The organism is Paenibacillus xylanexedens, assembly GCF_001908275.1.
GTDB lineage: Bacteria > Bacillota > Bacilli > Paenibacillales > Paenibacillaceae > Paenibacillus > Paenibacillus xylanexedens_A.
Genome location: NZ_CP018620.1, coordinates 1,713,233 through 1,727,330, shown reverse-complemented (window position 1 = coordinate 1,727,330; position 14,098 = coordinate 1,713,233). Strand labels below are relative to the sequence as shown.

At 44.7% G+C, this 14,098-nt stretch carries 12 protein-coding genes and 2 pseudogenes; 2 read left to right on the top strand and 12 right to left on the bottom strand.

Annotation, left to right across the window (positions count from 1 at the left end; translation table 11 throughout):
- The first annotated feature begins 278 nt into the window (after positions 1-278).
- Positions 279-2,045, top strand: a complete 1,767-nt coding sequence (locus BS614_RS07720; protein ID WP_244898285.1) for a leucine-rich repeat domain-containing protein — start codon at positions 279-281, stop codon at positions 2,043-2,045.
- A gap of 110 nt (positions 2,046-2,155) precedes the next feature.
- On the opposite strand, the gene BS614_RS07715 is transcribed toward BS614_RS07720, so the two are convergent.
- Positions 2,156-2,737 carry a TetR/AcrR family transcriptional regulator gene (locus BS614_RS07715; RefSeq protein WP_017690637.1) on the bottom strand — a complete coding sequence of 194 codons (582 nt, stop codon included), beginning with the start codon at positions 2,735-2,737 and terminating at the stop codon, positions 2,156-2,158.
- A 149-nt stretch (positions 2,738-2,886) separates the two neighbouring features.
- On the opposite strand from BS614_RS07715, the gene BS614_RS07710 reads away from it, so the two are divergent.
- Complete coding sequence (locus BS614_RS07710; protein ID WP_074093528.1) at positions 2,887-3,828, top strand: ketopantoate reductase family protein; 942 nt, start codon at positions 2,887-2,889, stop codon at positions 3,826-3,828.
- 125 nt (positions 3,829-3,953) lie between these two features.
- On the opposite strand, the pseudogene BS614_RS07705 reads toward BS614_RS07710, so the two are convergent.
- From BS614_RS07705 to BS614_RS07660, 11 genes and pseudogenes are all read right to left on the bottom strand, one after another.
- A pseudogene (locus BS614_RS07705) lies at positions 3,954-4,364 on the bottom strand (class I SAM-dependent RNA methyltransferase); the annotation flags it as partial.
- Positions 4,291-4,640 (bottom strand): annotated as a pseudogene (locus BS614_RS32440) (AIPR family protein). The pseudogenes BS614_RS07705 and BS614_RS32440, both read right to left, overlap by 74 nt.
- 411 nt (positions 4,641-5,051) lie before the next feature.
- Positions 5,052-6,086 carry a hypothetical protein gene (locus BS614_RS07700; RefSeq protein ID WP_074093527.1) on the bottom strand — a complete coding sequence of 345 codons (1,035 nt, stop codon included), beginning with the start codon at positions 6,084-6,086 and terminating at the stop codon, positions 5,052-5,054.
- A 46-nt stretch (positions 6,087-6,132) separates the two neighbouring features.
- Positions 6,133-7,086 carry a class I SAM-dependent methyltransferase gene (locus BS614_RS07695; protein ID WP_051446948.1) on the bottom strand — a complete coding sequence of 318 codons (954 nt, stop codon included), beginning with the start codon at positions 7,084-7,086 and terminating at the stop codon, positions 6,133-6,135.
- A gap of 5 nt (positions 7,087-7,091) precedes the next feature.
- Positions 7,092-7,940 (bottom strand): FkbM family methyltransferase, encoded by an 849-nt coding sequence (locus tag BS614_RS07690; RefSeq protein WP_036606035.1) that lies wholly within the window; start codon positions 7,938-7,940, stop codon positions 7,092-7,094.
- 40 nt (positions 7,941-7,980) lie between these two features.
- Entirely contained in the window at positions 7,981-8,793 is an 813-nt protein-coding gene (locus BS614_RS07685; RefSeq protein ID WP_017690645.1) for an ABC transporter permease, read from the bottom strand.
- Between the two features lie 4 nt (positions 8,794-8,797).
- Entirely contained in the window at positions 8,798-9,607 is an 810-nt protein-coding gene (locus BS614_RS07680) for an ABC transporter permease (RefSeq protein ID WP_017690646.1), read from the bottom strand.
- On the bottom strand, positions 9,585-10,589 hold the full coding sequence (locus BS614_RS07675) for an ABC transporter ATP-binding protein (protein ID WP_074093526.1): 1,005 nt from the start codon (positions 10,587-10,589) through the stop codon (positions 9,585-9,587). The genes BS614_RS07680 and BS614_RS07675 overlap by 23 nt, the downstream gene beginning before the upstream one ends.
- A 32-nt stretch (positions 10,590-10,621) precedes the next feature.
- The gene (locus BS614_RS07670; protein ID WP_074093525.1) at positions 10,622-11,800 is read right to left on the bottom strand and encodes a radical SAM/SPASM domain-containing protein; all 1,179 of its coding nucleotides are present in this window, start codon (positions 11,798-11,800) and stop codon (positions 10,622-10,624) included.
- A gap of 43 nt (positions 11,801-11,843) precedes the next feature.
- Positions 11,844-12,938: a radical SAM/SPASM domain-containing protein gene (locus tag BS614_RS07665; protein WP_074093524.1), complete on the bottom strand. Its 1,095-nt coding sequence runs from the start codon at positions 12,936-12,938 to the stop codon at positions 11,844-11,846.
- A gap of 27 nt (positions 12,939-12,965) precedes the next feature.
- Complete coding sequence (locus tag BS614_RS07660; RefSeq protein WP_074096735.1) at positions 12,966-14,081, bottom strand: UDP-glucuronosyltransferase; 1,116 nt, start codon at positions 14,079-14,081, stop codon at positions 12,966-12,968.
- Between the last annotated feature and the right edge of the window lie 17 nt (positions 14,082-14,098).

Below are 14,098 nucleotides of genomic sequence, written 5' to 3'. Positions count from 1 at the left end.
TTTAATAAGACCTACCACCAGACCATACTTAAAAAAGATCAAAAAGGAGCAGGATTCCCCCTGCTCCTTTACTATGTGAAACTTCTTTCTCTCATCAAACGTAAATTCACAAGGTATAATGAAATCAGATGACCGTTCAGCATGATCTTATGACCACCATAATGAAGGAGGGGACATTCGTGGCGTTTATCCCGCTAAACTGCCCCAATTGCAACGGAAGAATTGAATACAAGAAGGATGAGGTTTTAAAGTGTCCCTATTGTGAAACAGAACTTTTATTGAAGCAAAATCATGTCTATTACGTAGACCAGACTATTAATCATTACCATGGAACGCCCCCTAAAGTACCACCGAAGCAGACTGCCTTTGTAAAGGTAATGCTGATACTGATGTTAGTCCTAACTGGCGCGATCGGTACATATTTTTATTATAGCAACAGCTCCACCTATCCAAAAACAGAAGCCAATCTGCCTGTACGAAAGATGCCTGAAAGCGAGGTTCTGCTCTCATTTTTGCGAGATATCTTTGATAAAGGGGCCGCCTTGCTAACAGAGGAGGAATTGGCTCGTATTCGCTATTTAACCGTAGAGCATTCGGAGAATGATCAGTGGAAGTTTACATATAGCCTCTCCGATCCCTTCAGCGATGAACAGGCCGAGAAGATCACTTATATTACTCAGGACAAGAAACTGAATAGCCAGCGGATTGATCAGCGAGATTTTGAAGCTTTTAAGGGACTGACGGCATTGGACCTGACGAATACCTATGAAATATCCCAAACGGATCAAACCACTTTGGCCCATATGCCCGGATTAAAAAGTTATGGTGGCGCTTTTAACGAATCCTTTAGTACATTTTCGGGCTACTTTGGCGACAAGTCTAAAATTACGGAGCTTACCACTCAGCTTCGCAGCAATCAGGAGTTGGCCATGCTGCTGGAATTCCCCAATCTGAACTCTTTATCCATTACCTATGTGGATGAGTCCGTAACAGATTTTCACTTGTTAAACCAATTGCCAATCAAGTCCCTGTCGCTCACCTTTGTCGATGAACTCGGATGGTTGTCGTCCATGACCGGGCTATCATCCTTGTCTATACAGTACAGTGAAACCACAGACCTGCAGCCGCTGTATGCCTTGACCCAGCTTCAGGAGCTTCAGTTGTCCTATTTAACGAACGTAAAGTCCATCGACTTTGTGCAAAATATGCCTGCTCTACAAACGTTAGATATTGAAAATGTAAACTTCTCCAGTCTGGAGCGCTTGACCGGCAAAAACTCTATTACCACACTACGCCTGGCTTCTCTAAGTGAGCTTGGCTCGGTAAAGGCCATAAACAGTCTGCCCTCTTTGCGGGAATTAACGTTGTCCGGCTACTACGAGAATGCAGAAGCGCTGACACTGCCTAAAGTAGAGCGAGTGGAAATTCCAAGCTCCTTTCTCCCCGGGCTAAAGGCCCCGGTTACAACCAGTCTGACGCTCCGTGGCGGAAGTGGGGAATTGAACTTGGCTGCGCTGGGGAAATTCCCGAAACTGGAGCAACTCTCGCTCTGGGAGATCGATGAAATAACCCGTCTTGCCGCCCTGGACGGCTTGTTCCGCCTAGAGACTTTAAACATTTACGACTCGTCACTGTTCAAGGAAAGCGACGCCTTATTTCGTTTGAAGCAGGTGAAATCTTTGGTGTGCTCCGAGTGTAGGCTGAACTTTGAACAAAAGGCGGCCGCGGAGAACAGCGTACTTGAACATTTGACCTTAAACCAGTCATATTTTAGCATGAACAATACCTCTGTTACTGAAATTGATCAAATGATGCCTTACTTTGCCAAAATGTCCGCTCTGCGTTCCTTCACCATGCAGGATAGCAATTTGGCTTCTCTCGAATTCATGAGTAAATGGAAGGCCATAGAAGAGCTTCATCTCGAGAACAACGCCATTTCCAATATCGAGACCCTAAGCCAGCTGCCTAATCTGCAAAAGGTATATCTATCCGGTAATTCCGTACAAAACAAATCCGTGCTTGGTAAGGGTGTGCATGTGTATTAGACTACTATAATTAATGGATGGTATTGAAACAAAGACAAAAAAAGGGGTTCGAGAATCATGTATCAATTCTCGAACCCCTTATGTTTTGTTTAGCTTTCTAACCATCATCGCTACACTCCAGAACGCTGCGGATTGACCGTGCCAAAGATATGATACGGTGTTATCCCCTTTGAAAATAGACTATCGATCAGTTTGATCAATTCCTCCGACGATAGATCTTTGTCGTTGCGTATCCAAAGACGAAACATAGATATTAATGTTGAAATGTAAAACTCAATGATATATGGTGCCAAGACATCATCTGTTGGAAAATCCACAATCAATCGCTCAAAGGGAATTTCTCTTTTCAAGCGTTCCACAAAATGAACAGAACCATAGTCGCCCAATATAGCTTTAAGAACTGAAATCTCCTCTGCATTTTCTAAGCATTGAAGTGCATCTTGAATAGTATGTGTAGAAAACTCTCTGCCTGCCATTTCCTCCTTAATAGATTTCAAAATACGCTCCTCAACGCAGTCCAACAACTCATAGATATCTGTAAAGTATTGATAAAATGTACTCCGATTATATCCTGATTGGTTAGCAATCTCTTGAATAGATATTTTTTCGATGGGTTTTTGGCTATATAAATCGCAGAATACATTTATGAATGTCTGCCTTGTTTTGTCCGTAATTTCAGGTTGCTTTTTCATTATTTTCCTCCGTTTGCTGTTCGATCAATTATCCGACAGATATTAAAAATCTGATGGTTGATGACCGTATAGTGAATCAATACAATAATATTATACAACACGTTGTTGGATCATCAACAAGGATGAATATTGATTATTAGGAGGCTAAGATGAGAATTTTATTTTTCGGTAGAGGTGTAATATCGACCCAATACGCGTGGGCTTTCGAAAAGGCAGGCCACACCGTTGAGTTTTACGTTAGAAAAGGGAGAAAAGAAACCTTCGGAAGTCATATAGCTCTTGAAATGTGGGACGCACGAAGAGCGAAACGGTTAATCAAGGAAAACTGGAAAGTCAAGCTGCATGAGGAGATAAGCCCAAATTACGATCTTATTATTGCGAGTGTCAACACGAAACAACTTCCCGAAGCAGCACAATTACTATCGACTACCGCGGGTAACATCCCGATCCTTATTTTCAATAATATTTGGCAGGATTTAAAATCATCGATCTTGCCCTTGTCTATGAACAATGTTGTCTTTGGTTTCCCAGGAGCAGGAGGCGGCATTGAGGACAATAAGCTTAGGGGCGGCTTCTTAAAAACGATATTTCTGGAAAAACCACGTGTAGGCACGGAACAGATAAACAACAAGGTCAAAGAACTATTTGAAAGCGCCCATTTTAAAATCAATTGGATAAAGGATATGCAAAGCTGGCTATGGAATCACTTTGCCGTGAATGCGGCGATGGAGACCGAGGTGTTAAAACGGGGAAGTTTTCCAGCACTTATGAATCATCGTGACTCATTCGCAAATGTTGGTAAGAATATGCGGGAAATGGCACCTGTACTTAAAGCAAGAGGCGCAAAGATGGACGCGATTACTCTACTGTTGACCAAAATTCCATCAGCACTTCTCGGCACGCTGTTTAACAAGGTTATTTTTGCAAAGGGCAGCTTACCGCGACTTTTCATTGAATACAACAATAGTAAAGCCGGTTTTGCAGTACTTGAAGTTGTGAGAGAAGCAAAAAAGTTAGGTATACCTTCACCACGTCTTACTGCGGCATTTGCAAACACTGAGCAACAACACAAAGCTATTGAAAAAGGATAAACTGGAAAACTTGATATTGTTCAGACCAACATCAACTCTACTAATGGTTATAACAACTATAGCCCGAGCTTTAGAAGCTTCGGGCAAAGTAATTTATTAAAACAGGTAAATGTAGCTTCAAAACACTACACCCTAACCAACATCGCTACACTATCCACATGCACCGTATGTGGGAACATATCCACCGGCGTTACCTCAACCGTGCGATATCCATCATCCTCAAGCACACGAAGATCACGTGCCAACGTACTCGGATTACAGCTCACATACACCACTCGCTCTGGCTTCATCTCCAGGATCGTTTCAAGTAAAAGTGGATCACAGCCCTTGCGCGGTGGATCAACTACGATCACATCAGCTTCAATACCTTGTTCTTTCTAGCATGGAATACCTTCCTCGGATGCGCCAACTTCGAACTTCACGTTACGCATCTCGTTCAAGAACGCATTGCTGCGAGCATCTTCAATCGCTTCGGGCACGATCTCCACCCCGTATACCTGATCCGCATGTTGCGCCAGGAAAAGAGAGATCGTTCCACTCTGTGATGTAATCTGCGAAAGAAGCAAAGCTATACTGCGCCACCTTGGATACAACATCTGGCTTTTTAAGCCAAGAATTTTCACTCTTAGATAGAGAGGTTTTTTCAATGAGTTGAGTTTTCGGATTTTCGAGCTGAAATTTAGTTTTTCTGTTTTTGTCAGATACGCCTGTTCGATGAGATATTCTCCACTTACTCTTTCATAAAACCAATGTGTTCTGCGTTGTGACCCTCCTATATTTGGAGCCCACACACGCTGTGAATTGCTTTTCATTTCTTTATAATATGGATTATTTGAAGAAAAGTCCTTACATTTTGCTCAAAAAGCCTCTGTCCGAATTAATCATAGATCTTTACAAGATCATCACCTGTCATAAATGAAAGATAAGACGGCCTCGTTGAACTAACGGGACACGGTAGTTCAGAGGGAAAAAGAAAAAGAGGGGTTAATTGCCCCTCTTTGCTATTTCCGCCAATACATCTCAACTATTAGTCTTTCCTGACCAACAGTGAGTAACACTCCACATGACTAGTGTGCTGTAACAAAATCAAAACAAAAAAACGGCATCTCTGCCGTTTGTGTTTAAAGTGTTGACGCAGACAGCGGCGGTTTTCATACGATGAAAAGACACATGCACAGTATGCCTGTTGATGCGGCTCATTTCTAGCAATAATAGATGTGATTTTACCTGAAAGCCTTTAACATTAAAAATAATTGATTATGAAAATGTACTTCATTCGTATATATTTTTGTAAATAAACCAATGCACTTATCTATGATTTCCCCAGTGAACTTTTGGGACATGATGGCTTTATTCGAATAGATCCTTACTGTCTTCCAGTCATGAATAATTTGGTCCAATAACGGGTCAAGCGTATGTTTTGCATTGATATGATCAATGTTGTACTTATAGAGAGTATTTAACCTGTATTTCTCAGAACATTTTCTATAAATAGTACTGCTCAATGTTTCTATAATCGTTTCATTTTTTATAATGAGCTCGTAATTTTCTGCCAACAACAGTATATTATTCAAACTTTCCGTTATTTCATTTTGATACCTGCACATATTTTCTACGAATGTATCGATGGTTGTGTGTGCTAAATTCTTATTGTTCAAGATCTCATGATTACCGGGGGGCACTAGCGCATATTCCCAAAAGTAGTCTGGCATCTTTACGTGTTCCGAAGTCATACATGACCATTTAAATTCTGAAAATGGCAGAGAATATTGTCTATATTCTGTAATATCATCAACCGTATATATTTCCTCGTTCGTAAGATTGAAGCCATAGACAAAAACAGGGTGCAGTCCATGTTTTTTGTTATAGTAAAAGTCTCTCCCGCGTTGATAAAATAAATCAATAAATATGGAAATCGGATGACCACTTGAAATAGAGTTTATGATCTCATCTTGTAACGTATCTAGTTCAGGGGATTTTTTACGAATAGAGATCCCCATTTCCTCAAGGATCTGATCTCCCTCCTCAAGATCCAACACCTCTAACTTGAAATATCCTCTTGTTTGTATTTTTTGTTTATCAAATCTATAAATACTAATAACATTATTCAAAATCGGCAACTCATCTTTTTTAAAATATCTGGCAAGCGTTAACAACAAATTATAGCCGCAATTAAAATAAGGAAAATTATGATGAGGATACATTTTTGTCATGCCGTCGAAGGGCTGAAAGGTGTCCAGGGAAATAATTTCTTCCATAAAATATTTCTCCTATACTAAAATTATTGTTGATATTACGGCTATATTACCTCTTAACAAGGTTCATCATACGGTATTGTCGCGTTCCAGCCTTCATCTCTTCATATTTCTTCGAGCCGGGCAATGCGATGAATTCATTGATATCTCCAATATTCGTGCTCGCTTTGGCGTTGCTCGCAATCCCTTGTGTGCCAGTACGCTGCTTCGCACTCTCATCGCATGATAGAAGAACATTCGAAGTCACATCCTGATTGCGGATTACAGACAGGCCTGCTTCCTCTAACAGCCTGATGTTCTGCGCTACCTGATCTCCCAGCATCAGCTCCGTATACAGAAATACGCCGCCAACTCTCATTATCCGGTACACCTCTTCATAGAATCGTGATCGGTTTGGATAGGCATGTGCGGATTCTATATTTAACACCACATCGAAGCTCTCGTCTGCAAACGGTATATTCTCCGCATCGCCGACGAGATACAAAGATTCACCCCCTCGGGATTTGGCATTGCAGTAGGCAATATTCGCCGGGCAGATGTCGAGACCGACAATAGACAGCGGCTTGAAATATTTAGACAGAGCTGCTATGTTCCCTCCCCTGCCGCATCCGATGTCGATCACCTGCCGCTCCCGAATCGCCGTCCTGCCCACTGTCTCAAGCAGCAGCTTGACCGAGTTTCTATTCCATGCATCGTCGGGCTCGATCACCGCATGTTGCTCATTCCCGTGCGGGACGTAACCATAATTTAAGAAGGTGGCGAATCGGCCTATACCGGACAGCGCAAGAGAGTGCGAAATCTCGCTATAATCCCGAATTTCAGCCTCTTTCCGGTTCCATTCGGAAGGGTGGACAAACTGCTCACGCCGGTCGAGCATCGATACATAACGGTCATCGTTCGTATATACCGCATCGCAGCTGCAGCATTGCAGCAATGCCTCCGACTGGACCAGCACGCCCTTGCAGCTGGAGCATACCAACCTTGCATGTAAATGTTGTAGCATGACTATCACCCAGCCGACGTATGCATTTGATTCAACGCGTACACATTATAGTAATTTGGGATATTCAAATCTTCGTAGTAATCGATCACGGCATAGAAGCCGTTGGTTTGGAAGATGTTCTCGAGCCTGCTGATCTGCTCTCCGTCCAGTCCGTGTACCTCCATTACAATTTGCCTGATTTTGCCCCAATCTTCCGGTTCGATTCCTTCCAGCACCTCGAACTCACTTTTTTCCACGTCGATTTTGAGAAGATCAATTTGGTTCAGATCATAAAAACGGATCATTTCGGAGATCGTAGTTAGCTTGCAACGATAGATTTGTTCATTCAGAAGCTTCGGCGACATAAGATGATCGACAAAGCGGTTTAGCATTCGCCGGTCAGCGAAATTATCTTCGTAATGGTTGATTAACCCGTATCGGAGATCTTGATCGTGGTTCTCCCTGTATTTGATCTGGACAGAGTCCGTGGACATCGTAGGAAAATAGGCAAACTCCGCTTCCTTGATCTCATTGGAAAGCCCGACGTTAACCGTCGTTACGCGAGGCAGCGAGCTCGTATTCATCTTCAAGAGTTTAAACGTCGGAGGCAGTGGCTCAAAGGCATACACCCTGCAGTCGCTCTTGCTGCTGACATATAGGCTGAACATGCCGATATTAGCCCCGACGTCCAGGACCGTGCCATGATCCGGAAGCGTAATACCGTGCTTGAAATACATCTCCTTGTGGAAAATCTCGTTGTAGAGAAACTCGGTCTCTCCTTCGTTGTTTTGATAGATTTCAATCCCGTTGTGCAGCCGTTTCTTTGTAATGGCCTCTGTCTGCAATGGATGACGCTCATGCTCCGTCTTGCTCATTCAATTCACCTTCTCAACAATTTGTTTGTAGGGCATTTCTCTAACTGCTGGCGCTTTCATAGCGTTTGACGGCCAGCTTCCAGAACAGCCTGACCACTAGAAGCGATATAACGGGAGCTACAAAAATCCATATCCCAAGGAACAAGTCCAATCGATCGATCAAATAAACCGACGGCATGTTGGTGATGAACAAGATCGGCACAACATACAGCCCTATTCTCCGCAGCCATTTGGGGTATATGTACATCGGCATATTGTTCAAATCCCAACATTTGTCGAGTATTTCGAAGATCGAACCGGACTTCACCGTCCAGAAGGCAAGGATTTGCGGAAGTAGAAGCACCGAATAGGTGACGATCGTGCTACTCAAGATCACGCCGATATATCCGGCCACGTGGATCAAGCTTGGCTCGATGTCAAGACGCCGCCAAGCCAGTACAATCATCGTGATCCCGGCGATCAGGTTCGGGATCGGAAACGCGAAGTTAACATGCCGGAATGAAATCATGAACTGCAGTGATAGCGGCTTCGTCATATACAAGTCCAGCGTCCCGTTGCGGATATGGCCGGCGAATCTATAAAAGTTATCCATAAACAGTCCTGTATAGATTGCGATCATAATCGTATAGGTCCCCGTGAAGATCAACATCTGGTCAGGAGAAATGCCATTGATTTCGATCCCGAGCTGGAAAACGAACAAGATATAGATCAGCTTGGAAAACAGAAATACGGTCTCCATGATCAAACCGGAGTAGAAATTCGCTTTGTATTCCATGTAACCGACCAAGCTGTTCTTTGCGAAAATAAAGAACATACGTACATGCTTCCGAAACTCCGTCAAGCTGATACTCACAGATCTAACCTCCAACGGCTACATATTTCCTCATCCCGGAATCCCACGACAACTTCGAAATCATCATAAGCACAATTACCCAGACCGCTTGTAAGAGGAGTCCGCGCACGATTTCATGAATCGCCATGCTCCCATTGATGATGTTAACCGGGAAGAATACGACATATTGAAACGGTAAATAGCTGGAGATTCTGGCAAACGTATCTCCGAAAATATTAAGCGGAAAGATGGCACCACTTAGCAGATAGACGCCTTGATTGAACGCGATATAAACGCCCCAAACCTCGGTAATGATGAACGCGAGAGCACTAATCGAATAAAAAAGCAGGAAGTTGATGAGCAGTCCGAACAGAATGCTGACCAGGAACATAACGATCTGCACCCCTCTAAGCTGAAACCCCCAAATCTGAGTAAAAACGATCATCAGTATGACGAATAAGACAAGGACGACCCCGATCTGAACCGTTTTCCCACCGAAAAAATTGCATATCCGATAGCTGAAATAATGAATGGGCTGAGCGATAAATTTGCTCAGTCCACCCGTCTTGATATCATTCGCGATTTCCCCTTCGAAGCCGGCAGAAACCAGCTTGGAGACGACGCCGGACAACACGGAATAAATGATGATCTGTGAATAAGTATAGCCATTAATAATCTCTTGCGGCGAACTGCGAAACACGGCCGTCCAGAGGAAGCATTGGACGAGAATGATGAAGCCGCCGCTGATGATACTCATAAAGAAATCAGTCCGATACTCCATCGCATTCTGAAGCGCAAGGATGTACGTCCTTTTATACTTCTGTAAGGCTTTCATGTCTGACCCCATCTTTCTGATACAAGCTTTCGATGCCTCGCTCGACAGGTATATCTTCAACTGTGAAATCAAGGATCGGGAACCGGTCCAGCATCATCTTGGAAAGCCGCTGGAGGTCATGCTTATCGATCTCCATGACGGCATTCATGCCGTCATGTTGCATGATAGCGCCATAGTCGCTTAGCGCTTGCCTCGGCACTTCGTCCGTAAATTGCAGCTTGATGATCTTTTTTGCATGAAACAGCTCGTTCACACGCCGAAGATCGCCGTCGTATACGATCTTCCCTTGATTGATGATGATTGTTCGTTTGCATAAATCCTCAATATCCGCCATATAGTGGCTTGTCAGAATGACCGTTGCTTTCGTCTGCTGGTTATAATACTTCAGGAACTCCCGAATGCGCTTCTGCGAAATCAGATCGAGTCCGATTGTAGGCTCATCCAGAAAAATCACCTTAGGCCGGTGGATGAGCGACGCAATTAACTCCATCTTCATCCGTTCCCCCAGCGAAAGCCTACGTACCTGAATATTGAGCAGATCTTTAACATCAAGCATCTCCGTAAGCTCATCCAGGACAAGGTTGTAGGGCTTATCCTCGACCTCATAAATGCATTTGTTCAGGTACAACGATTCGTTCGCCGGTAAATCCCACCACAACTGCGATTTCTGCCCCATCACGATCGAGAACTGCATCTTGAATTCTTTTTTTCGCTCCCAAGGGACATAGCCTAATACCGTCGCTTGCCCGCTTGTCGGATACAAGATGCCGGACAGCATCTTAAGCGTAGTTGTTTTGCCGGAACCGTTCGGGCCTAAGAACCCGACCATCTCGCCTTGCTCGATTACAAGTGATATCTCGCTAACCGCTTCTTTGATCAGTGATTTCCGCTTCACTAAATTTTTTAGCGATTTTTTGAACCCCAATTCTTTTTCGTAGTAATTGAAGCTTTTGGATAAGCGTTCCACTTGGATAATGCTCACTGGTTCACCTCATTTATGCTCATGTAGAATAGTTAAACACCGTGCAAATGCAAGACACTGCACTTGGAACATGCCGGTGTCAGTCGTTCATCCATCATTTCCCTTATCCTTCTGTAGGTCATGCCGTGCCATAATTCCTGTACGGACGCTTCATTTAATTTGCCGATCTCGAACTCCTTAAAAAATTTGCATGCAACAATCGTTCCATCGGGCGTAATATCCATCCGGTTCGAGAGAGCCAGGCACTTCTTGTTCATCGTACCTTTACTCCTCACCTCTTTGCCGAGCACGAAATCTTCGATCTGGTCATAATCCAGATTCGGCTGGTAGCGTAAACGCATTTTCCAGACCCGATTATTCACCCGGTCCAACTCGCTCATCAAAGCAGGGATACGCTCCGGATCGAGCTTGTAGTTAAAGGCGTGCCAGCTTCGTTCGCCCTTGTGCTCGCTCGCCGGAAGGAAGTCGAACTTCTGGTCAAAGTAATCGTCCATTCCCTGCGTGCATTCGTCCGAGATGTACCACGGGAAGCAGACCATGACCATATCTACACCGACGTCCTCCAGAAAGTCCAGCAGATCGTAAAGCTTGTCGGTCATACCATCGTTAACGACGGTATGGATCGTAATTTTGCCCCTGAATCGGTTTTCCTTGCGCAGCTCGACTAGCATCCGAATAGCATCTATCGCCTTGTTGAATACCCCTTTGCCGCGAAGCGCATCATTCTCTTCTTCGAATCCATCAAGTGCAATGAGCAGCTCCAGATTGTCGGAGATTCTCAGCAAGGCGTCCAGCTTTCGCTCGATCAGCATCGCGTTCGTGCAGATCGTCGTCTCGCGAGGATGGGCTTCAAGCAAATCGGCCAAACGGTCGAAATGGCTGTATACGAGCGGCTCGCCGCCCCAGATATAGAGTCTCGACTTGGCAGGTTCCGTCTCAAGGATCAGCTTCTCCAGCAGCCCGTAGTCGAGCTGTTCCCGCTGCTGCTCCGGTGTCATAAAGTGATGGTAGCCGGTGTCGTTCCATTGATAGCAATGCTTGCAGCGCAAGTTGCATTGGTTCGTCAGTTTAATCCCGACCGACTCTGGCAACGGTGTCGCGTAACCCGCTATTTTCTCCATGTTCCGCTTGGTTTCCACCGTATTCTTGATAGTACGTTTCAATATTTGCAAATCCTTTGGGGAACGTTTAATCTCTGATTTCGGATTCATATCAACACCACCCTTCTTAAACCTATTAGGTCATTCACATGAATCAATAGATATAATACCTTGAACAAGCCGTACAAATCGGAAACATATTTTTTTTCATATACGCGCGATAATCTTTGTACTTGTCACTACTCCAGATATCCAGCAAACTCTCTTCGTTCACGTTGCCAAAGGTCAGATCATAGAAGGCATGGCAGGGAGAAACGTCGCCCCTTGCCGTAATCTCCGCATAAACCCATGGAAGGGAGCACCGATTCCGTTTATCAGCCATCTGATGGAATTGCCCCGAGAAATAGTTGCTCAAATTTTGTTCATCTATCGTCTTCGGATAGGTGATCACATGGATGCTGTTTTTCAAGCAATACGCTTTAACATTATTGAGCTGTCTCGTCAATTCCGGAATATCGATCTGGCTGAACGAACTGGTGTCACGCCACACCATCCCCTTGGCATAAGGAGCTTCATGAACGTCGAATTTGTCACTAAGAACCTCCACATATTGGGCATACTGCTCTTCCGTTGCATAGAGTTGCACTTCCATGCTGATATGGTCCAACATTGACAAGTCGATATGCTTAAAGAAAAATTCCTCAACGTACATATAGTTCAAGGGCGTAATGATAAAGGATACACCCATTTTCGGAAATTGCTTGCCCTTGCTTTCCCGAAGCTCATAAAGCTTCTCGATCCCCTTGATTACTTTCTTGAATACGCCTTTGCCTCTCTGCTTATCGTTGATTTCCTCAGGGCCGTCGAGCGACATCCAGATCTTATTTGGAGCAGTCTCGACAAGCATCTCGGCATGCTGCTCAAGCAATGTGCCGTTCGTGGGGAAGTCCGCTTTACTTCCATAGTGATTGATCATGGCGAGAATGTCGCTCAGCCAAGGGTACATCAGCGGCTCGCCGCCGAAGAAATCGTAATACGGCTTGCCCGGGCTGCACTCGACGATGATCTTTTTAATGAGATCCGGATCCAGATGCGCTAACGTTTTTTTGCTTTTGTAGGGACCTTCGAGTCCCCACTCATAGCACATCTTGCATCGTAAATTACACTCCTCCAACAGCTGCATGACGATCCATCTCGGATAGCTTGTCTTTGTCTTATCTTGGGCGATACTCAATTTGTTTACGCTCATCGCATAACCCCTTCTGCCATTGAAATCTTACCCCTTCGTTAACGCGACTCTCGCACAATAATGATCCACATAATTCGTCCGTTCTCCGGGTCTGTTCATGATCGCTTGATGCATCTCCCTAAGGACCTCTACGGAAAAATCCATCTCCCGCCACTTCTCGTAGCGTATTCCGAAACCCAGTGATTCCCACAATTCCAAATTGCTAAGCTCGTGACTTCCGAACGGCTCCAGCAGAATAAGAGGGGTTTCGGATGCAAGCGAGTCGATTAATGTGCCCGCTCCCGGCTTGGCCACGATAGCCATCGCCTCCGAAGCGATATCGAATAACCAATGATGATCAACCTCAGCGGCGTATGACTTCGTGTCTTCTCCCGTTATTTCGATGTATGGCGGAAACTCGTGCAGGCCGTTCGCACTCTTCACCCATGCACACCATTCCGGATCATTCATCCAATATCGGTGATCAGGATCGGGCTTCGCTTCCTTCCAATCGTAAGCTACGATATCAAGCCCATAGTTATGGGAGGCAAGCTCTGGAATTGTACTTTGATAAGTGCCCATCCCCCAGCCGCCGCCATGAACAACAAGCCGCCGCTTCCTTGAGTCGAAGGGCAGTGCCGTACGATGAAGAACCGGGATTTCGCATCGAATTTCCATCTTGTCGGTGTCATAGAGACAAGCATTGTAATAATACTCGTCATAGCTAGGATGAAACTTCTTCAAGCTCTTCCAAGACGGGGCCAGATCTGAATCGACGTAGAGCAGGTCTACATGAATTTGATTCGGCAGCATCTTCTCCCTATACAAATCCAGAATATAGATCCAGTGTCCGGATAACGATATGAATTCGTACCGCTCTTCCGCTTTCCACGCCTCCAGCAATAGCTCGACCTGGGCATAATCAATGCTGCCCCGGATATCCATCGGCATTCGGGCCGATAAATTGGCAAGTGCGAAATTATTGTGGTAAGCCTTTCTGCTGTCTACAATATGATCCATCTTGTCTTGCTCCAAATAGCTTTCGAACACGAGCACTTCCGTCGCGATATCCCTTTTCTCGAAATCACTTGCAGCTAACAGGCCGGGAATATAGAAACCCAGACCGAAACCCGAGCATAGAATCGTCACTTTCCGCTCACCCATAAAATTTCTTCCTCCAT